A 20,211-nucleotide genomic window follows, 5' to 3' on the forward strand; every position below is an offset into this window, starting at 1 on the left:
CGAGCGCCGGAAGGACCGTCGGGAAGACCACCGGGAAGACCGTCAGAGAAACCGCCAGAGAAACCGCCAGAAGAACCGTCCGAAGCGAACCCGGGAGTGCTCATGGGTCACCGTGCGTTGATCATCGGCTCGCTCAAGCCGATCCCGGACGAGGTCCTGGGCTCCGAGCTGCTCGACTCGTGCACCGTCCTCACCGAAGCCGGCTGCGCGCACTACTACGGTGCGGACACCGACGTGTCGCTGGTCCCCAGCATCGACGACCTCACCGCGGTGCGGGACGCCGCCCGGGAGATCCTCGCCGCCCGGAACGTCGACGCGGTGCTCGCGCCCACCGAGTTCGGGGTGGCGGTCGGCGGCCTGCTGCGGTCGTACTTCGGCATCGACGGCATGGGCTTCGACACCGCCCACGCCTTCGCCAACAAGTACGTGATGAAGCGGAGGCTGGCCGCGGCCGGGGTGCCGGTGACGCCGTTCCGCCAGGTGCTCGACCTCGCGGGGCTGCCGGCGGCGGCGGACGCGCTCGGCTGGCCGGTCGTCGTCAAGCCCGTCTTCGGCAGCGGCACGGTCGGGGTCTCCGTCGTGGCGTCGGAGGCCGGGTTGCGGGACTTCCGCGCCGGTCCGGAGGCGGCCCTGCTCCGCCAGGCGGGCTGCCCGTTGATCGCCGAGCGGCACGTGGACGTGGCGGCCGAGTACCACGCCGACGGCGTGGTGGTGGACGGCGAGCCGCGGTTCCTGGCGGTCTCCCGCTATCTGGCCCCGGTGCTGCGCGGCATCGGCGGCATGCAGGGCTCGTACCAGCTGCCCGCCTCGCATCCGGACGCCGCCGCCGTCCGGGAGCTGCACCGGGACGCGGTGCGCGCGCTCGGCATGCGGGACGGGGTGACCCATCTCGAGGTGTTCGGCACGGCCTCGGGGTTCCGGGTGGGCGAGATCGCCTGCCGCCCGGGCGGCGGCGGCATCGTCGACAGCATCGCGCTGCAGTACGGCGTCGACATGTGGCAGGCGTATCTGGAGACCGCGCTGGGCCGCCCGCCGACCCTCGACGCGGTTCCCGCCGACGACGTGGTGGTCAACGTCATGCTGCCGGCCCGACCCGGGCGGATCACCCGGCTCAGCGCCGCCGAGGACCTCGCCGGCGTCCCGGGCGTCGCCCGGGTCACGATGCTGCACCGGCCGGGCGACGTGATCAGCGACGTCAGGTACTCGACGAACATCACCGGGCTCGTGTACCTGATCGTGCCCTCGCCGGGCGACGTCGACCGGGCGGTCCGGGCGGTCGCGGACGCCTACGAGTTCGCCGTGTCCCCGGCCGATCCCGTTCCGGCGTGAGCGCGAACCGGTCGGGCCCGCGGGAGAGGTGGGGACTGCCGCGCGTCGCGGGCCGGTGGCGATCCCGTTCCCGCCTGAGCGCGAACCGGTCGGGCCCGCGGGAGAGGTGGGGACTGCCGCGCGTCGCGGGCCGGTGGCGCTTCGTCGGCGCCAACCTGATCGACAGCCTGGGCTCCGGGGTATTCCTTCCGCTGTCCGTGGTCTTCTTCGTGCGGACCACCAGTCTGCCGCTCACCACCGTAGGGGCCTGCCTGTCCGTGGCCGCGCTCGTCGGCACCGCGGCCGTCCCGCTCACCGGACCGGCCGTCGACCGGCTGGGGCCCGGCCGGTCGATGGCGCTGAGCGGTCTGCTGCAGGCCGTCGGCTTCCTGGGGTACCTCGGCGTGGACGCCGCCTGGCATCTCGTCGGGTGCGCTGCGCTGGTGCACACCGGACAGAACCTCTACTGGACGGCGAGCGGTCCCGCGGTGCTGGCGGTGGCGCTGCCGGGCGAGGCCGACCGGTGGTTCAGCCTGCTGCGCATGCTGCGGAACCTCGGGCTGGGCGCGGGCACCCTGCTGGCGTCCACCCTCGCCCTGTCGGGGGAGTCGGCCGGCCGGACGCTGGTGCTGGTCAACGCGCTCAGCTTCGTCGCCGCCGCCTGGCTGGCGGCGTCCGCGCTGCCCGGGCCCCCGCCCGCTCCCCCGGAGCAGGACGCGGGTGGGGGCCCGGGTGGATCCACGGAACGGGCGGCGGGGCGGGCAGGGCGGAGGGCGTGGGGGCGGACGTGGGGGCGGACGTGGGGGCGCGGCTACCTCCCGGTGCTCCGGGACCCGCCCTTCGTCGCCCTGACCGCCGCCAACGTGCTGCTCGCCCTGTGCACCCTGGTGATGCCGGTGATCCTCACGGTGTACGTCACCGCCGACCTGGCGCTGCCCGACTGGTTCGTGGGCGCCCTGTTCACGGCGAACGCCGCGCTGGTCGCGGGCACCCAGACGGCGTTCTCCCGGCTGCTGGAGCGGCTGCCGCCCGTGGCCCGGCTGCACGGTGCCGCGGGGCTGTGGGCGGTGTGCTTCGCCGGGCTGTGGCTGGCGTCGCCCGCGTCCACCGGCGTCGCGATGCTGCTGGCCGGCGGGGCGGTGGTGTGCTTCACGCTGGCCGAGATGGCGCACGCCCCCACGGTGAGCGGGGAGACCGCCCGGCTGGCGCCGCCGGCGCTGCGCGGCCGGTACTTCGCGGTGCACCAGCTGTCCTGGAGCGTCCCGGCCATCGTGGCCCCCGCCGCCTTCACCCGGCTGCACGACCTGGGCGCGCCGTGGCTGTGGTCGGCGCTGCTCGCGGCGTGTCTCGGCGGCGCGGTGCTGCTCCGGCTGACGACGTCGCTCCGCGCCGCCGGGCGCGTCGGCGCCCGGCGGCGGTCGGCGCGTGCGGTCACTCCGTCGCCGTCGGGCGGCGGGACTCCGTCATCGCGTCGTTGACGTCGGCGAGCGGCCGCAGCCGGTAGGTGTAGGCGTAGTCCCGGTCGGCGAGCAGCTTGAACTCGTCGTGCGTCTGCGCGCCCCAGCTGTCGTCGCCGCCCACGCCCATCTGCCGGTGGTTGACCCGCAGCACGACCTCCTCGCGGACGTCGAGCTGGTAGTCGTGCCGCCGGCCGACGGACAGGTCCTCGGGCGTGACGTGGGAGGCGTTGACCTCCAGCAGCGGTTCGCCCGAGACGAGCAGCCCGGCGCCGGTGTCGTCGGTCAGCGCGACCCAGCGCACGTCCGTCTTGTTGCCGTTCTCCTGCGGGCGGATGTAGGGGGTCCACTGCTCCGCGACGGTGCCCGCGTACACGCCCACGTCGGTGCCGGTGTTCCGGTCCCAGTGGTTCTCCTCGGGGCCCCGGCCGTAGTAGCGCAGTTGCTCCAGCCGTCCCGGCAGCAGGAGCAGCGTGCCGACCTCGGGCAGGTACGGGAGGTCGGGCGCGCCCGGGTGGAGGGCGTTGTCCACCCTGATCTCGCCGTTGCCGAACACGGTGTAGGTGGTGCGGTAGGTCGACTCGACGGCGGTGGGCAGGGTGCCGTCGACGGTGATCTCCACGGCCCGGTCGCGCAGTGGGCGCACGCGCACGCCGGTGACCGTCCGGTGGGCACCGGCGTCGCGCCAGGTCTGGTTGCGGGTGTGCTGCCCGTTGCCCTTGTCGTTGTCGGTGGGCGCGCGCCAGAAGTTCGGGGCCGGGCCCGAGGTGATCAACTGGGCGCCGCGGGACGCGTAGGAGGTGATGACCCCGCTGCCCTTGTCGACGGTGACGGAGAAGTCCTGGCCGGTCACCGTGACCGCCTCGTCGCCGTCCTGGTGGCTCAGCGTCGGCACCTCGTCGAGCGGACGCGGCGTCACCCCCGGGCTGCCGGCGTCGACGGGGAGTTGCTGGGCGGCCACCTCGAAGCCGGCGTCCGCCCACGGCGTGGGCTCCCGGGTGGTGAACGACAGCCGCAGGAAGTACTCCGCGCCGGGTGCCGGGTCCTCCGGCAGCGGAACGGGCAGGGTGATCTCCCTGCTGGACAGCGGGGCGACGTTGAGCTGGGCGCGGGTGAGCCGGCCCTCCGCCACCACCTCCCCGTCGGCGACGAGGGACCAGGCGCCGTCGAACGCGCGAAGGTTGGTGAACAGGTACTCGTTGGTCACGGTGAGCCGCCCGGCGCCCGCCCCGCCGTCGCCGGCCGTCACGTGGATCGCCTGGTAGAGCCGCTTGATCTCGGCGGCCTTGCCGGTGTGTCCCCGGTCGGCGGTGACGATGCCGTCGGCGATGTTGCCGTCGTTCGGGTTGTCGCCCAGGTCGCCGCCGTAGGTGAGGTACGTCGGCTGGTCAGGACGGGTCCGGGTGACGTCGGCGGTGGCCGCGTCGAACCAGAAGCGGACCCCGTCGTCGCCGGGGCCGCGGTCGCCGGAGGCCAGTTCGGCCGCGCCGAGGGCGCGGGCGTGGACGCACGCCTGCCGGATGCTGCCGCTGAACGAGCGGGTCGCGTTGTCGACGTCGTAACCGAGCGCGAGCGACGCGGTGTTGACGCCGGGCCGGCGGGTGGTGTTCGTGGTGGCCCGGGTCTCGCCGTCGACGATCAGGGTCAACGTGCCCGCCTCGGCGTCGAAGACGCCCGCGACGTGGTGCTCGGCGCCGGTCCAGTCCTCGGGCAGCGCCCAGCCCGCGGTGATCCACTCGCCTCCGGCGTGGATGAAGAACTCCAGCCGGTCGTCCGTCTGCTTCAGGGCGTACTGGGTGTCCCCCTTGGCCAGGATGGGCTGGTGGCCGCCGGTGAACGCCGGCGTGATCCGGGCCTCCAGGGTGAGCGATCCGGTGATGTCAAGGCCGGGGTCGCGCGCGAAGACGGTGGCCCCGGAGACGCCCTGGGCGCTGTCGAAGCTGCCGCTGGGGGCGAGGACCTCGCCGCTCAGCGCGGCGGGTCCGGTCTCGACGAGGTGGATGCGTTCGGGGGTCGGCCAGGTGAGGGACTGGTCGGCGAAGTCCCAGATCCAGCCGCCCTGGAGGACGTCGTGGCGGCGGATGAGGTCCCAGTAGCTCGCGACGTCGCCGTTGGAGTTGCCCATCGCGTGGGCGTACTCGATCAGGACGAACGGCCGAGGGTCCGAGGTGTCCTGGGCCCGCTCCGCGACGTCCCACGGTTTGGTGTACATCTCCGAGCGGATGTCGCTGATGCCCGGGCGGTCGTCGCCCTCGTACTGGATGACCCGGCTGGGGTCGGCCGAGGCGATCCAGTCGTGCATGGCCGTGAAGGTGCTGCCGGTGCCGGCCTCGTTGCCGAGCGACCAGATGACGACCGAGGCGTGGTTCTTGTCCCGGTGCACCATGTTCCTGGCGCGGAACAGGCACGCCTCGGTCCAGTCGGCGTGGTCGCCCGGGTACTCGTCGCGGATGCCGTGCGTCTCCAGGTTGGTCTCGTCGACCAGGTAGACGCCGTACTCGTCGGCCAGCTCCAGCCACAGCGGGTTGTTCGGGTAGTGCGAGGTGCGGACGGTGTTCATGTTCATCCGCCTGACCACCTCCATGTCCCGCACCATGTCGTCCCGGGTGAGCGACATGCCCCGCTCGGGGTGCATCTCGTGCCGGTTCGTGCCGCGGAACGAGACGGGCTGGCCGTTGATGCGCATCAGCCCGTCCCGGAGCACGAACTCGCGCAGGCCCACCCGGTGCGACAGCGTCTCGACCACCCGGCCCGCGGGGTCGCGCAGGCGCAGCACGGCCGTGTACAGGTACGGGTCCTCGGCGGACCACAGCCGCGGACGCGGCACGGCCCTGGCGTCCCGGACGGTGACGTCCTGGCCGGCCGGGACGGAGCCGAGGTCCGCGGTCTGGCGCAGCGGGCGCGCCCAGACGGGGTGGCCCTCGGCGTCGTGGAGCTGGGTCTCGACGGTGTACGCGCCGGCCGCGGCGTCGCCGGCGTAGGCGCGGACCTGGGCGGTGACGGACAGTTGGGCCGTCGTGTGGTCGTCGCCGAGCGGGGTGCCGAGGGTGAAGTCGCGCAGGTGGACGGTGGGTGTGGCGAAGAGGTAGACCGAGCGGAAGATGCCGCTCAGCCGGATCATGTCCTGGTCCTCCAGCCAGTCGCCGTCCGAGAACCGGTAGACCTCGACGGCGATCTGGTTGTCGCCGGAGGTGAGGTGCGGGGTGATGTCGAACTCCGCCGCGGTGAAGGAGTCCTCGCGGTAGCCCACCGGTTCGCCGTTGACCCACACGTAGAAGGCGGACTTGACCCCCTCGAAGTGCAGGAAGACCCGTCGTCCTGCCCAGTCGTCGGGGACGGTGAAGGAACGGCGGTACTGTCCGACCGGGTTGTAACGGGTCGGGGCGAACGGCGGCTGGGCCTCCTCCCCCATGCCGTTGGGACCCCACCACGGGTAGGTGATGTTGATGAAGATCGGCACGTCGTAGCCGTGCAGCTGCCAGCAGGACGGGACCGGGACGGTGTCCCAGGAGCTGTCGTCGAGGTCGGTCCGGTGGAACTCCGGGTCACGGTCGTCGGGGCGGTCGGCGTAGGCGAACCGCCAGGTCCCGTCGAGGTCGAGACGCCACGGCGAGCGGGTCCGGTCCGCGGCCAGGGCCTGCTCGACGTCGGCGTACGGCATCAGCGTCGAGTGGGGCGGTTCGGCGCCGACGTCGAAGATCGCGATGTTGTTGTTCCACTCCGGATAGCCGTTGGCCGGCGGCTCCCAGGCGGCCCGCGGGGCGGCGCCGGCGGACGGCCCGGCGGAGGCGCCGAGGGCGAGCGCGCCGAAGCCGGCGGCCCCGGTCTCCAGGAAGCGGCGGCGGCTGAGGACGCGCGGGGTCCGCGGGGCGGTCGCGTCGTCGGGTGACGTGGGCGGCATGGCAGTGCACCTCGTGATCGATCGCGTGCGGGCATGAGCAGGAGGGAACGGAGACCGCGCCCCACAGGCTACGGAAATGGCATGTTCTGTTCAATAGTGTTCACATCACTCGCGTCGGCACCCCAGGACCTGCACACGGAACACTCTTGTTGACCTGTACATGATCTTCTAGGGTGCGTGGCGACTACCGGCCACCCCGGAGGAGGACAGACCGATGATGCGAAGCCGAGTCGAGCGCGCCGCGTTCCGCCTGATGGCCACCACCGTGGCCGGCGGGGCCGTCGCGGCGGGGCTCATGACCGCGCCCGCCAGCGCGCGAACGGCGACCGAGACGGCCGCGGTCGCCGGCGCCTGTCCCGCCAGCGGCGCCATCAGCCAGGGCTACCACAGCGGCCACGACGGAATCGACATCGCCAACGCGCTCGGCACCCCGATCCACGCGGCGGACGCGGGAACCGTGACGCATTCGGGCCCGGCCTCCGGATACGGCCAGTGGATCCGCATCAGCCACGCCGACGGCTCGGTCACCGAGTACGGCCACATGTACCAGCGCGACGTGGCCGTCGGCGAGACCGTCAGCGCCGGACAGCAGATCGCCCTGATGGGCAGCGAGGGCCAGTCCACCGGGCCGCACCTGCACTTCGAGGTCCACCTCGACGGCGGCTTCGGATTCGGCGACGATCCCGTCGCCTACATGAGCGCCCGGGGCGTCGCGCTGCCCTGCTGACCGGCGCTCGCGCGCCCCGCACGCCGGGGGCCGCCGGCTCGGCACCCCGCGGGGTCGGCCCCCGCTGTGACCCTTGCCACACCGCTGACCGGCAAGTACGGTACCGCAAGCTTGCGCAAGCGCTTACCCCCCACGGTGGCAGAGCACTTCTGCCAATGAGGTCCCCATGGCGAAGAAGCAGGGAGAGTCACCTCATGTCCCAGTGGAACAGGTCCGGCACCGGCCTCGCGGCCACGCTCTCCGCATCCGTCCTCCTCCTCACCGCCTGTTCGGGCACCCCCGGCGGCGGGGGCTCCGACGACACCATCGACATCGGCATCTCCCTTCCGCTCACCGGTGACTTCTCCGAGCCCGGCAAGGGGGTGCAGCGCGGCTACGAGGCGTGGGCCGCGGCCGTCAACGCCAACGGCGGTCTGCTCGGCCGCGAGGTCGAACTCCACATACTCGACGACCAGTCCAACGCCGACCGGGCGGTCCAGGACTACGAGGCGCTCATCGCCCAGGACCAGGTCGACCTGGTCTTCGGCCCGTTCTCCACCCGCCTGGTGGTGCCCAGCGCCCGCGTCGCCGAGGAGTACGGCATGCTCTTCGTCGAGCCCGCCGGCGCCGCGGCCGAGGTCTTCGAGCAGGGCTTCGAGAACCTCTTCTACGCCGCCCCGGCGATCGCGGACGACCACTACAACCACCTCGCCGAGCACATCCTCGCGATGCCCGACGACGAGCGCCCGCGGACCGTGGCGGTCGCCTCGATGGACGACCCGTTCGCCCAGGGCACGGCCTACGGCCTGCGGGACCGGCTCGCCGACGCCGGCCTGGAGATCGTGGTCGACGAGGTGTACCCGCCCAACACGACCAACTTCTCCAGCATCGCCGCCAAGATCAACGACTCGGACGCGGACATGGTGATCGGCGGCACGCAGTACCAGGACGCCGTCAACCTCATCGTCGAGCTCCAACAGCTCGACTACCAACCCGATCTGGCCGCCTTCTCGACGGCGCCGACCAACCCCGAGTTCTCCGCCGCGATCGGCGCGCGGACCGAGGGCATCCTCTCCCCCACCGGCTACACCCCCGAGGCCGACTGGCCCTCCAACGTCGAGTTCGTCGAGCAGTACACCGAACTCTTCGACAGCCCGCCCGCCGAGGACGAGGCCAACGCGTACACCACGGGCCAGGTTGTCGCCGCCGCGGTGGAGGCCGTGGGCTGCGCCGAACAGGGCGACTGCCAGCAGCGGTTGGTCGACTGGCTGCGGCAGAACGAGGTGGAGACCGTCGTCGGACCGCTGTCCTGGGACGACCAGGGCCGCCCGCAGAGCGCGCACATGATCCAGCAGTACGTGGAAGGGGAGATCAGGATCGTGCTGCCGGAGGCGCTCGCGGAGGCCGAGTTCGTGCACCCGAAGCCGGCCTGGTAGCCGCCCGGTGTCCGGATCCCTGCTCTTCCAGAGCCTGGTGCTCGGTGTCCTGCTCGGCGGCCTCTACGCCCTGCTGGCCGCCGGCCTGACCCTCTACTTCGGCGTCATGCGGGTGGTGATGATCGCCCACTCGGCGTTCCTGATCCTCGCCGCCTACCTGGCGTGGTACTTCCACGAGCGGACCGGCTGGGACCCGCTGCTCTCGCTGGTCGTCACCGTGCCGCTGTTCTTCGTCCTCGGCGTCGGCATGCAGCGGCTGCTGATCACCCGGCTGCGCCCGGCCACGCTGACCATGATGTCGGTGCTACTGACCTTCGCCGTCGCCCTGTTCATCGAGGGCATGCTCGGCCTGGTCTGGAGCGGCACCCAGCGGCGCGTCCAACTCCCCTACTCCGGCTCGAACATCGACTTCCTCGGCGCCAACGTCGCGGTGGTCAAGCTGGTGGCCTTCGGGCTCGCCGCGGCCTCCCTCGGGCTGCTGTACCTGCTGCTGAAGCGGAGCAGGTTCGGCCACGCGCTGCGCGCCACCATCCAGCACCGGGAGGCCGCCCAGCTGGTCGGCATCCGCACCGACCGGGTCGCCGGGCTCGGCTTCGGCCTCGGGCTGGCCACCGCGGCGGTCGGCGGCACGGCGTTGGCGCTCGACACCACCATCTACCCGTCCCTGCACTGGCACTGGATCGGCCCGCTGATGGCGATCATCGTCGTCGGCGGCCTCGGATCCGTCCCCGGCACGGCGATCGCCGCGATGGTGCTGGGCATCGGCCAGAGCCTGCTCCAGGTGGAGCTGGGCACCACCTGGGCGCAGACGGTCTTCTACGTCGCCCTGTTCGCCACGCTGATGGTGCGCCCCCAGGGATTCTTCGGAGGTCGCCTTGCCCAACGCTTCTGACACCCACCCGCCGCCCGCCCCGGGCAGGGCGTCGCCCGGCGCCGGGCCCGCGCCCGCGGGCGGCGCCGCCCCGCGCGCCCTGGTCACCGTCGGCCGGGCCGTGCGGCTGGTCGCCTTCCTGGCCGGCGCGGCGCTGGTGCTGTCCTTCCCGAACATGGCCCCCAACCCCTACATCCTCTCCTCCGGCGTCATCGTCGCCTCCTACGCCTGCACCGCCACGGCGTGGAACTTCATGGGCGGCTTCACCGGCTACATCTCCCTCGGCCACGCGGCGTTCTTCGGCCTCGGCGCGTACGCCACCGGGATCCTGATCCGGGACCTCTCCTGGTCGCCGTTCCTCGCCTGGCTGGGCGCCGGGGCGATCACGGTGCTGGTGACCGTGCCGGTCGGCGTCGCCGCGCTGCGGGTGCGCGGCGCGTCCTTCGTCATCGTGTCGATCGCGTTCGTGCTGATCCTGCTGCTGGTCTCGCAGGCGTGGCGGGGCTTCACCGGCGGCTCGAACGGGCTGGTGGTGCCGCGCCCGTTCCCCGACCTGCTGCGCCCCGAGCACCACCGGGTGTTCTACTACCTGTTCGTCGCGCTGCTCGCGGTGATGCTGCTGGTGTGGTGGGCGATCGACCGCTCGCGGTTCGGCGCCGGGCTGAAGGCCGTCCGGGAGGACGAGGACAAGGCCCAGTCCCTGGGCGTGCCCACCCGGAACTACAAGCTCGTCGCCTACCTGCTCTCCGCGCTCTTCACCGGGCTTTCGGGCGGCATGTACGCGCTGTGGTTCGGCGACCTGGACCCGATCTTCCAGTTCTCCATCCTGCTCGGCGCGTACATGGTGCTGATGGCGCTGCTCGGCGGCGTGCGGCACCTCTACGGGCCGCTGCTGGGCGCCCTGATCGTGGGCGGCGCGCTGGAGTACTTCAAGCTGGAGTACGGCGACACCCAGCTCCACCTCGTCGCCGCCGCCACGCTGCTGGGCGTGGTGGTGCTCTTCACCCCGGACGGGATCATCCCCGCGGTCCGTGACCTCGTCCGGCGGTTCGGCCCGCAGGACGCGTCCATCCGCGAGGTCACCGCCGAGGAACTGCTGGCAGACAACCGGGCGGCCGGCGATGCCGATCCGCCGGCGAAGGGCGTGACGGGACCCGGAGGGGAGGCGGGGCGATGACCGCGCGGACCGAGGACGGCCTGCGAACCACCGGCCTGACCAGGTCGTTCGGCGGGGTGCGCGCCGTCGACGGCGCCACCGTGGCCTTCCGGAACGGCGAGATCAACGCGCTGATCGGCCCCAACGGCTCCGGCAAGACCACCTTCTTCAACTGCGTCACCGGCATGATCAGGCCCGACGCCGGAACCGTCACCTACCGCGGACGGGCCATCACCGGCCGGCCCCCGCACCGGATCGCGCGGGCCGGGATCGGCCGCACCTTCCAGCTGTGTCGCGTCTTCCCCCGGATGACGGTGCTGGAGAACATGCTGGTGGCCGTGCGCCGCACCCGGCCGCGCGAGCTGCTGGCCGGCGCGCGGGACCCGCGGGACGTCGAGAAGGCCAGGCGGCTGCTGGTGCGGGTCGGCATCGACCATCTGGAACGGGTCGAGGCGGGCAACCTCTCCTACGGCCAGCAGAAGCTGCTGGAGCTCGCCGCCGTCCTGATGGGCGACCCGGAGACCGTGATGCTGGACGAGCCCGCCGGCGGCGTCAATCCCGCGCTGATCGGGCGGATCGGCGCCCTGATCCGCGAACTCAACGCCGAGGGCACGACGTTCCTCGTCGTCGAGCACAACATGGACCTGGTGATGAGCCTGTCCCACCACGTCGTCGTCTTCGACCGGGGCCGGCCCATCGCCGAGGGACCCCCCGACGTGGTGCGGAACGACCCGCGAGTGCTGGAGGCCTACCTTGGCGTCTGAGGCAGCCAAGTCCGAGACGGCCGAGTCCGACGCGGCCAAGTCCGAGACGGCCAGGCCAGAGGCGGCCGAGTCCGAGACGGCCAGGCCAGAGGCGGCCGAGTCCGAGACGGCCGAGTCCGACGCGGCCAAGTCCGAGGCGGCCGAGTCCGAACCGCTGCTGGTCCTCGACGACATACACGCCGGCTACGGCCGCGCCGCGATGGTGCTGCGCGGCCTGACCATCGAGGTTCCACCGGGCACCGTGGTGTGCCTGGTGGGGCCCAACGGCGCCGGCAAGTCCACCGTGCTCAGGGTCGCGAGCGGGATGCTCCGGCCGCGCACCGGCCGGATCGTCGTCGCCGGGCGGGACGTCACCGGGCGGGGCCCCCAGCGGATGCTGGCCTCGGGCCTGGCCCACGTGCTGCAGGGGCACAGCGTCTTCCCCGAGATGACCGTCGCGGAGAACGTGCTGCTCGGCGCGTACACCCTGCGGGACCGGGAGCGGATCGCCCGCCGGGTGGCGTTCGTCCAGAACCTCTTCCCGATCGTGGGCGAGCGCTGGAAGCAGCTCGCCGGGCTGCTGTCCGGCGGGCAGCAGAAGCAGGTCGAGTTCGCCCGCTCGTTGATGGTGGAGCCGAAGGTGGTGCTCCTGGACGAGCCGTCCATGGGCCTGGACCCGCGGACCACCGCGACGGTCTTCGAGCAGGTGGCGCGCATGCGGGACGCCGGCACCGCGGTGCTGCTGGTCGAACAGAACGCCCGCCGGGCGCTGGAGACGGCCGACCTCGGCTGCGTGCTGGATCTCGGTCGGGTGCACACCAGCGGCCCCGCGCCGCGCCTCCTCGCCGACCCGCGGCTCTCCGAGCTCTACCTCGGCGGCCGGCCGGAGGAGCCCGCCCGCCCCGGCGGCTGACCGCCGAGAAACGCACCGCGGCTGACGGCCCGTCACGCCCGGCGCATAGGGTGGTCCCCGCCCGCTCGGCGGGCGGGACGGCGGAGCGCCGCCGACGGATCCCCGCCGTCCGCGTTACACGTTCGTCAAGGTGATGTGAAGGTGGCACCGCCGGGGTCACGCTCCGGCCGGAACCGCTGGACGCGACGGTCCTGATCGGGGACTGTTGGACGCGGCATCGAGGGGAGGACGCCAGTGGAGGCGCTGTATCCGGAGGACCCGTCGACCATCGGTCCCTACCGGCTGCTGGGGCGGCTCGGTGAGGGCGGCATGGGACGCGTGTTCCTGGGGCGCTCGCCCAGCGGAAGGATGGTCGCGGTCAAGGTCGTGCGCGGCGAGCTGGCGCGGGAGCCCCATTTCCGGCGCCGGTTCCGCGCGGAGATCGAGGCGGCGCGGCGGGTCAGCGGGATGTGGACGGCGCCGGTGCTGGACCACGACGTCGAGTCGGCCGTCCCCTGGGTCGCCACCGGATACGTGGCCGGGCCGACGCTGCGCGAGGTCGTGGACACGCTGCACGGGCCACTGCCGGAGCACTCCGTCTGGGCGCTGGCGTACGGCCTGGCGAGCGCGCTGCGGACGGTCCACGAGAACGGGCTGATCCACCGCGATCTCAAGCCGTCGAACGTGATGGTGACGCTGGAGGGGCCGAAGGTGATCGACTTCGGCATCGCCCGCTCGGTGGACACCAGCGTGGTGACCCAGGCCGGCGGGATGGTCGGCTCCCCCGGATACATGCCGCCCGAGCAGATCAGGGGCGAGGAACTCACGGGCGCCGCGGACGTCTTCGCGATGGGGGCGGTGCTGGCGTACGCCGCGACCGGGATGTCCCCCTTCTCGTGGGACGGGGCGCCGGCGCCCACCGTGATCTACCGGGTGCTGAACGACGAGCCGAACCTCGGCCCGGAGGACGGGCGGCTCAGCGGCGACCTGCGGACCATCGTGCTGCACTGCCTGGCCAAGGACGCGGGCGAACGGCTGAACCTGGCCGGCATCCCGCCGTTCGCGGAGAAGCGCGCCGGCGACGAGTACTGGCTGCCGTCCGGGCTCACCGCGCGGCTCGGGCAGCTCGCGGCGAACCTGCTCGCGTTCGACGGGCCCGACGTCGACCGGCCGCCCGCCTCGTGGGGCCCGCGGCCGCCGGCGTGGAACCAGCGCCCGGCCGCGTCGGCCGCCGCGGCCGAGCCGTCCGGATCGCCGGTGCCCACCCCGGGTCACAGCCACACCACCCAGATTCCCGGCGAGTTCGTCCCGGCGGAGCCCGGATCGCAGGGCGCGGCGTCGTTCTCGCCGGTCCTCGCGCCGCCCGCCGTCCCCCCGATGCCGACGCCCACTCCCCCCACGGGCCCGCCGGCCGCTCCGTCCACCCCGTCCACCCGGCGCCCGAGCCGGCGGCGCTACCTGCTGGGGGCGGTCTCATCAGCGGCGGCGCTGTCCGTGGCCGCCTGGTTGATCGTGGCCAACGTGGGAGACGGCTCGGGGGACCCGCGCGCGGGCGAGCAGACGGACCCGGACACCGACGACGACGGCAACCCCGACACCCTCTCCGGCGAGGGCCCGCTGGCCGACCTGGTCCCGCAGGACGTGCGCGAGGCCGGCGGACTCACCGTGCACGTCGGCATCGCGGACGAGCCGATCCTCTTCGAGGACGAGGAGAGCGGCCAGCCGGCCGGTTTCGAGATCGACCTCGTCGAGGCGATCGCGGAACAGCTCGGCGTGCAGATCACCTACGAGCGGTCCGCCGAACGACGCGACGCGGCCACGACCGCCGTCGAGGAGGGCCGCGACTCCGCGGGGCACATCGCGGTGGGCAACTTCGTGGACGACGAGGACGAACGCGACGCCCTGGACGTCGACATGGTCAACCACTTCGTGGACGGCTGGTCCGTGGTGAGCACCGACCCGGACCGCTACTCCGGAGACCTCGACGAGCTGTGCGGCCTCACGGTCACCGCCTACGAGGGGGACCAGGAGGAGGTGGTGCGCGAGGACACCGATGGCTGTGGCCGCCCCACCGAGATCGTGCCGGCCACCAGCAAGGACGACATGGCGGAGGCGATCCTCGCCGGCGACGTCGACGCGGCGATGATGCTCTACTCGCAGGGGAGCTACTACGTCGAGGAGGAGCAGCCCGACCTGGGCGTCAGCTACGACCGAGGGGTGAGAGGGTCCCGGGGCATCGCGGTCCCGAGGGGGCAGGGCGACCTGCGGGACGCCGTCCACGCGGCGCTCGACGCGCTGATGGACAACGGCACCTACCAGGATCTGCTGGCGGAGTGGCACATGGAGAAGTCGGCCCTCGACGGACCCGACATCAACCGGGGCAGATGACCGTGGGGGAGCCGCGGTCACCGCGGCGCTCATTCGCTGAGCTCATTCGCTGAGCAGTTCCAGGTCCGACTTGAGCAGCGTGGTGCTGATCATCAGCTCCATGATGAGGTTGTGGTTCAGCGTGTTGCCGACCGGCGGCGGGACCTCCTCCTCCAGCAGCCCGCGCACCGAACGGCTGAGCCGCTTCCGCACGTTCGTCACGATGTGCGCGGCCCGCCGCTCGCTCCACCGCTCCGCCGGCTGGAGTTCGCTGAGCTCGTTCGCCACCTGCGACCAGGTCAGCGGCTGCGGATGCGGCTCGTTGCGCAGGTACCGCTGGCCGAGGCAGACGATCACCAGCTTCTCGGCCTCGCTCAGCGGCCAGACCTCGCGCGCCCGGGTCTGTGCCTCGTACTCGACGCCCTGGACCGCGGACGGCGACGGCGCGGCGATCCGCACCTCGAGCAGATGCTCCTGCTTCGGGCCGAGGATGAACAACGGCGTGTATCCGGTGAGCAGTTCGGCCCGGTCGCCGCTGAGCACCAGCTGCGAGGGGGAGAGCCGGATGGGCAGCCGGCCGACGTTGTGCAGCACCCAGCGGCCGTGTTCGCGCGAGATGCGTCCGTGCTGCCGGCTGACGTGCGGATCCTCCGGGCCGACGCAGACGTGGACGTCGGGCTCGCTCCGCCCGAAGATCAACGCGAACTCGGCGTCGGGCGCGACGCTCATGCCGCCGTTCACACCCAGGACGAAGAGGGTGCCGAACCGGACCGACGGCGGGAGCCCACGCGTCAGACTGCCGAAGTCCCTTGGCAGGATGTTGACCTTGCTCGTCGAGCCAGGTATCGGCAGCGTCACGACCCTCGTCCTTCCCCTCTCCCTGCGTCACCCTCAGATTACCGCTGGCTGCCGACAGCCGGGAGCCTCCTGGTAATCCGGTCAGACGATCGGCTCGCCGACGCCCAGCATGTTCCCCTCGCTGTCGCGGAACCAGGCGCCGCGTTCGCCCCGGGCACCCTTGCTGGGGTAGTTCCCCTCGACCTCGGCGATCCCGTCCCTGGTGCGGAGCCCGGGCACGTCGACCTCCTCGAACACCACGCCTCGCCGCCTGAGCCCGGCCATGACGGCGTCGAGGTCGCCGACCTCGAAGGCCATCTGCGTGAAGGTGCCGGACGAGGCCCCCGTCGACTGGAACAGCGCGAACTCCGTGCCCGCGCACCGGTACAGCAACCCGCCGGGCCGCTCGTCGACGGGCCGCAGCCCCAGCCGTTCGGCGTAGAAGCGCCGGGCCCGCTCCAGGTCCTGGGCGGGCAGCCGGGTCGCCACCCGCGCCCGGCCCAGCAGGTCGTCGTCATCCTCGTTCATGATTGCACTCTGCCGTGCGCGGCGCCGCCGGGCGCTCGTTCGACCAGAAGGCCCTCACCCATTTCGAGATCACACGACCGTGGCGTCCGTCACCAACCTCCGTGACCAGAACAGCTAGGCGCGGTGGTACTGGACGGGGGTGGGGACGTCGCCGCCGAGTTCGGCGGCGGCGTTCCGGGCCCAGTAGGGGTTGCGCAGGAGCTCCCGGCCCAGCAGGACGGCGTCGGCCCGGCCGGTGGCGACGATCTCCTGGGCCTGGGCCGGTTCGGTGATCAGGCCGACGGCCGCCACGGGCATGCCGGTCTCGTCGCGCACCCGCTCGGCGAAGGGCACCTGGTAGCCGGGGCCCGCCTCGACCCTGGCGTCGGGGGCGTTGCCGCCGGAGGAGACGTCCATCAGGTCCACGCCGTGCGCCTGCAGTTCCTTGGCCAGCCGGACGGTGTCGTCCGGGGTCCAGCCCTCGCGGTCGTCCTCCGGGTTCTCGGTGAGCCAGTCGGTGGCGGAGACGCGGAAGAAGAGCGGCAGTTCCTCGGGCCACACCGCGCGGACGGCGTCGACGACCTCCAGGGCGAACCGGGTCCGGCCCTCGAACGAGCCGCCGTACGCGTCGGTGCGGCGGTTCGCGTGCGGGGAGAGGAACTGGGAGATCAGGTAGCCGTGGGCGCCGTGGACCTCGGCGACCTCGAAGCCGGCGTCGAGCGCGCGCCGGGCCGCGTCGGCGAACTGCCGGACGATCTCGCCGATCCGCTCCTCGGTGAGCTCGTCCGGCCTGGTGGACGTCGGCGCGAACGGGACGGCGCTGGGCCCGACCGGCCGCCAGCCGTGGGGGGCGTCGGGCGCGATCTGGCCGCCGCGGTCGACCCAGGTGCGTTCGGTGGACGCCTTGCGGCCGGCGTGGGCGAGTTGAATGCCGGGGACGGTGCCCTGCTCCTTCAGGAAGGCGGCGATGCGCCGGAAGGCCGCGGCCTGGGTGTCGTTCCAGATGCCGAGATCGTAGGGGCTGATGCGGCCCTCGGGGCTGACGGCCGTGGCCTCCGTGAGGATGAGCCCGGTGCCGCCGGTGGCGCGTGCCGCGAGATGGGTGAAGTGCCAGTCCGTCGGGGCGCCGGCCGCGTCGCCGTCGGGCGCCGCGCTGTACTGGCACATCGGCGCCATCCAGACCCGGTTGGGGATGGTCAGTGACCGGAGGGCGTAGGGCGTGAAGAGGGTGGTGCTCACGTCGGACTCCTGGCTCCTGATGAGGCGATGAGGCGGCACACGATTGCGGATGCGCTTAATCTATGAGCACAATAGTTGCAGACACTGGTTAATGCAAGAGCCGATTATTGCTTCCGTGCCCTATCCTGGGGAGGAAGCCGCCGACGGGACGGAGGAGAACGCCCATGACAGCGAGGGATCCCGCGCTCACCACGCTCGCTCAGGGGTGGTGCGCCCTCTCCGTACTGCACGGGAGAATCGAGGCCCATATCGAACGCGCGCTGCAGGCCGGGCACGAGCTGAGCGTGCGCGAGTACTCCCTGCTCGACGTGCTGAGCCGGCAGCCGAGCGGCGACGGGCGCCATCTGCAGATGAAGCAGGTCGCCCACGCGGTCGTCCTCAGCCAGAGCGCCACCACCCGGTTGGTCACCCGCCTGGAGGACCGCGGCCTGCTGGAGCGCTATCTGTGCCCCACCGACCGTCGCGGCATCTACACCAACGTCACCGAGGCCGGCCGGCAGCTGCTGGAGCGGGCGCGGCCCACCAACGACGCCGCGCTGCGCGACGCGCTCGACGCGGCCGCGCGGAACCCGGAGCTGGCCCCGCTCGTCCGGGTCGTGGAGTCGCTGCGGGTGCCCGCGACCGCGTAGCGGCGCGGACGCCGTCGGGGGGGGGGGGGGGGGGGGCGGGGGGGGGGGGCGCCGGGGGCGCCCCCACCCCCCGACCGTGGTCACTCGCTGAAGACGCCCAGGCCGTTGGCCACCGAACGCTGGGAACCGTCCGACGGCGTGTTGCGGACGCTGGTGGTGGTGCTGTCGCCCTCCCGGGCCACCAGGGTCGTCGATCCGCCGCCGTCCAGGTTGATCACGTCCTGCGTGGCGCCCAGATCCGCCATGATGTCGGCCATCGACCGCAGGGTCGCGCCGACGCTGGACCCGCTGCGCCCGTCGACCGCCACCAGGTACAGCGTCGAACCGTCGGCGCTGGAGCCCACCGCGGTGCGGGGGGCCAGCGTGGCGGGGTCGTCGTCGAGCGTCAGCTGCTCCCCGTCCATGGCGAGCACCAGTCCCCCGATCGCGGTCCGCAGCTCGGTGCCGTCGCCGCTCACCAGCCCGTAGTCGAGGCTCACGGAGTCGCCCACGGCCAGCCCGTCCAGCTGCGCGACGCCCGCGTCACGGGCGACGAGGACGGTGGCGTCCGCGTCGATCTGGCCCGAGCCCGGCTCGTCGCTGACCCGGGTGACCGTCCCGTCGACGATCTCGACCTCCGCGGTCTCCGTGCTGCACGGCCCGTTGCGGTCGGTGTCGGTGCCGCAGGTGGCGCGCTCCCGGGACTGGCTGCCCCAGTCGGCGGTGAAGATCCCCACCCCGTCGACGGGGATGGCGTACTGGTTGAGGCCCTCCAGGTCGAACGACCCCTCCGGGGTGGTCGCCGTGCCCGCCAGGTCCAGCGTCGTCACGGTGGGGCTGCCGTCGGAGGTGATGCCGAAAACGTGCGCGTTGTCGGTGCCCGGCGGCCGGGTCGGGCCGTAGCGCTGCGCGCCCGGCACGGCGGCCTTGAGGGCGTGCCCGTCCACCACCGCGGGGCCGACGGGGGCGCCGGTCTGGCCGATGTTGTAGAAGTCGCCGTTGACGCCGGCCACCGCGCCGAGCCGGTCGGCCTGCGCGCTGGTGGTGGCCGTCTGCGCCACCCTGCCGGGCCACAGCAGCCCGACGCTCGCCTGCGTCAGGTCCACGGTCAGCACGTAGCCGAGGGCCATGCCGTGCGGGGTCGGTATCTGCATCGACGAGAACTCCACGCCCGGCGCCACCTGCTCGCCCGGCGGGGCGCTGCCGACGAGCCACTGCCAGAACGTCGCGTCGACCGCGGTGCCGCCGCCGAGGTCGAAGAGCGCCCTGACCTCGGCGACGGCCGCCCCGGTCAACGGACCGAAGTCGCCGTCCACGTCGAGGCCGAAACCGTACCGGTTGAGTTGGAGTTGCAACGCCCGCACCGCCTCGCCCGTGGCGCCGTCGTCCAGCGGCACGGCGAGTGCCAGCCAGGTGTCCGTGTCGACCAGGCCGTCCGCCGCCAGGCCGCTCTCGGCCTGGAAGTCCGTCACCGCGGCCAGCGTGTTCGGGCCGAAGACGCCGTCCGCGGTGATCGTCGCGCCCTGGTTCCGCAACAGGTGCTGCACCGTCAGCACCTCCACGCTCTCCTCGCCGTTCCGCACCTCCGGCCAGGCCGGCGGCGCGGCCGCCAGCGCCGGGGATATCGCCAGTCCGAGCAACGCGGTGAGCGTGGCGAGGACGACCGCCACCCGCCGCACAACAGGTCCGTGCACCCTGGATCCCTTCGCCATGGCCCCCACCCCCGCCCGGTGGGACGGGACCTCCGTGGGAAGCGGTCAACTACCGTCGGGTAGACGGTCGTTGGGGAATCTAGGGGAACCCCAACCGCCGCCACAACGGTGCCGATCCGCGCCGGCGCTAACCCGCCCGCTCCCGACGGGCCGCGGGCACCGTGCCCGGGACAGGTCCTGACGAGCCCGTCCGGGCGGTGATCACGACGTAGCCGAGGTGCTCGTCGGCCTCGGCCAGCTGTCCGGCGAGTCGGGCCATCCGCGCCACCGCCTCGGCCCCGAACGTGGCGGTCAGCTGCCGCCGGCGGTCCTCGAAGGCCGCCCGGCTCCGCCGGCCGCTGGGGCGCGTGTGCTCGCTGATGTCCTCGTCGCGGAGGATCTCGAACCCGGCCGCGCCGAGCAGTTCGAGCAGCCGCGGCCGGGTGCTCAGATGCGCGGACGGCACGTCCTCCATCAGGCCCGCCCCCGCCC

16 protein-coding genes are annotated in these 20,211 nt (G+C 72.7%); 10 read left to right on the forward strand and 6 right to left on the reverse strand.

Annotated elements, in window-relative coordinates; genetic code table 11:
• Positions 1-102: 102 nt before the first annotated feature.
• Entirely contained in the window at positions 103-1,329 is a 1,227-nt protein-coding gene (locus ABGB06_RS36905; RefSeq protein ID WP_347599164.1) for a hypothetical protein, read from the forward strand.
• Positions 1,326-2,786, forward strand: coding sequence for an MFS transporter (locus ABGB06_RS36910; protein WP_347599166.1), 1,461 nt, complete (start codon positions 1,326-1,328; stop codon positions 2,784-2,786). Before ABGB06_RS36905 ends, ABGB06_RS36910 begins: the two co-directional genes overlap by 4 nt.
• On the opposite strand, the gene ABGB06_RS36915 is transcribed toward ABGB06_RS36910, so the two are convergent.
• A complete protein-coding gene (locus ABGB06_RS36915; RefSeq protein WP_347599169.1) occupies positions 2,740-6,666 on the reverse strand; it encodes a glycoside hydrolase family 2 TIM barrel-domain containing protein in 3,927 nt (1,308 codons plus the stop codon). The two genes, ABGB06_RS36910 and ABGB06_RS36915, sit on opposite strands and share 47 nt — an antisense overlap.
• Positions 6,667-6,880: 214 nt before the next feature.
• On the opposite strand from ABGB06_RS36915, the gene ABGB06_RS36920 reads away from it, so the two are divergent.
• From ABGB06_RS36920 to ABGB06_RS36950, 7 genes are all read left to right on the forward strand, one after another.
• Entirely contained in the window at positions 6,881-7,393 is a 513-nt protein-coding gene (locus ABGB06_RS36920) for a M23 family metallopeptidase (RefSeq protein WP_347599172.1), read from the forward strand.
• 194 nt (positions 7,394-7,587) lie between these two features.
• Positions 7,588-8,808, forward strand: a complete 1,221-nt coding sequence (locus ABGB06_RS36925; protein ID WP_347599175.1) for an amino acid ABC transporter substrate-binding protein — start codon at positions 7,588-7,590, stop codon at positions 8,806-8,808.
• Between the two features lie 7 nt (positions 8,809-8,815).
• Complete coding sequence (locus tag ABGB06_RS36930; protein ID WP_347599178.1) at positions 8,816-9,700, forward strand: branched-chain amino acid ABC transporter permease; 885 nt, start codon at positions 8,816-8,818, stop codon at positions 9,698-9,700.
• Positions 9,684-10,856, forward strand: a complete 1,173-nt coding sequence (locus ABGB06_RS36935) for a branched-chain amino acid ABC transporter permease (protein WP_347599181.1) — start codon at positions 9,684-9,686, stop codon at positions 10,854-10,856. The genes ABGB06_RS36930 and ABGB06_RS36935 overlap by 17 nt, the downstream gene beginning before the upstream one ends.
• The gene (locus ABGB06_RS36940; RefSeq protein ID WP_347599184.1) at positions 10,853-11,599 is read left to right on the forward strand and encodes an ABC transporter ATP-binding protein; all 747 of its coding nucleotides are present in this window, start codon (positions 10,853-10,855) and stop codon (positions 11,597-11,599) included. The genes ABGB06_RS36935 and ABGB06_RS36940 overlap by 4 nt, the downstream gene beginning before the upstream one ends.
• Entirely contained in the window at positions 11,589-12,491 is a 903-nt protein-coding gene (locus ABGB06_RS36945; RefSeq protein WP_347599187.1) for an ATP-binding cassette domain-containing protein, read from the forward strand. The genes ABGB06_RS36940 and ABGB06_RS36945 overlap by 11 nt, the downstream gene beginning before the upstream one ends.
• Before the next feature lie 234 nt (positions 12,492-12,725).
• Positions 12,726-14,858, forward strand: coding sequence for a serine/threonine-protein kinase (locus tag ABGB06_RS36950; RefSeq protein WP_347599190.1), 2,133 nt, complete (start codon positions 12,726-12,728; stop codon positions 14,856-14,858).
• A gap of 42 nt (positions 14,859-14,900) precedes the next feature.
• Here ABGB06_RS36950 and ABGB06_RS36955 read toward each other — a convergent pair whose 3' ends face one another.
• The 3 genes from ABGB06_RS36955 to ABGB06_RS36965 all read right to left on the reverse strand — a co-directional run bounded on the left by ABGB06_RS36955 (position 14,901) and on the right by ABGB06_RS36965 (position 17,420).
• Positions 14,901-15,695, reverse strand: a complete 795-nt coding sequence (locus ABGB06_RS36955; protein WP_347599193.1) for an FHA domain-containing protein — start codon at positions 15,693-15,695, stop codon at positions 14,901-14,903.
• 81 nt (positions 15,696-15,776) lie between these two features.
• Positions 15,777-16,202 (reverse strand): VOC family protein, encoded by a 426-nt coding sequence (locus ABGB06_RS36960; protein WP_347599196.1) that lies wholly within the window; start codon positions 16,200-16,202, stop codon positions 15,777-15,779.
• 114 nt (positions 16,203-16,316) lie between these two features.
• Entirely contained in the window at positions 16,317-17,420 is a 1,104-nt protein-coding gene (locus tag ABGB06_RS36965; protein WP_347599199.1) for an NADH:flavin oxidoreductase/NADH oxidase, read from the reverse strand.
• A gap of 164 nt (positions 17,421-17,584) precedes the next feature.
• On the opposite strand from ABGB06_RS36965, the gene ABGB06_RS36970 reads away from it, so the two are divergent.
• Positions 17,585-18,049, forward strand: coding sequence for a MarR family transcriptional regulator (locus ABGB06_RS36970; protein WP_347599202.1), 465 nt, complete (start codon positions 17,585-17,587; stop codon positions 18,047-18,049).
• Positions 18,050-18,129: 80 nt separating this feature from the next.
• Here ABGB06_RS36970 and ABGB06_RS36975 read toward each other — a convergent pair whose 3' ends face one another.
• Positions 18,130-19,722 (reverse strand): phosphodiester glycosidase family protein, encoded by a 1,593-nt coding sequence (locus ABGB06_RS36975; RefSeq protein WP_347599205.1) that lies wholly within the window; start codon positions 19,720-19,722, stop codon positions 18,130-18,132.
• 145 nt (positions 19,723-19,867) lie between these two features.
• Positions 19,868-20,211: hypothetical protein (locus tag ABGB06_RS36980; protein ID WP_347599208.1), on the reverse strand; the 344-nt coding region annotated here is incomplete at its 5' end.

It is taken from the genome of Streptomyces sp. B6B3 (genome assembly GCF_039871525.1).
Classification (GTDB): Bacteria; Actinomycetota; Actinomycetes; order Streptomycetales; family Streptomycetaceae; genus Streptomyces.

Bases quoted from the DNA above. Each gene is read 5' to 3' on its own strand.
- ABGB06_RS36970 (WP_347599202.1), top strand. From the start codon at position 17,585: ATGACAGCGAGGGATCCCGCGCTCACCACGCTCGCTCAGGGGTGGTGC.
- ABGB06_RS36925 (WP_347599175.1), top strand. From the start codon at position 7,588: ATGTCCCAGTGGAACAGGTCCGGCACCGGCCTCGCGGCCACGCTCTCC.
- ABGB06_RS36915 (WP_347599169.1), bottom strand. From the start codon at position 6,666: ATGCCGCCCACGTCACCCGACGACGCGACCGCCCCGCGGACCCCGCGC.
- ABGB06_RS36960 (WP_347599196.1), bottom strand. From the start codon at position 16,202: ATGAACGAGGATGACGACGACCTGCTGGGCCGGGCGCGGGTGGCGACC.
- ABGB06_RS36905 (WP_347599164.1), top strand. From the start codon at position 103: ATGGGTCACCGTGCGTTGATCATCGGCTCGCTCAAGCCGATCCCGGAC.
- ABGB06_RS36920 (WP_347599172.1), top strand. From the start codon at position 6,881: ATGATGCGAAGCCGAGTCGAGCGCGCCGCGTTCCGCCTGATGGCCACC.
- ABGB06_RS36940 (WP_347599184.1), top strand. From the start codon at position 10,853: ATGACCGCGCGGACCGAGGACGGCCTGCGAACCACCGGCCTGACCAGG.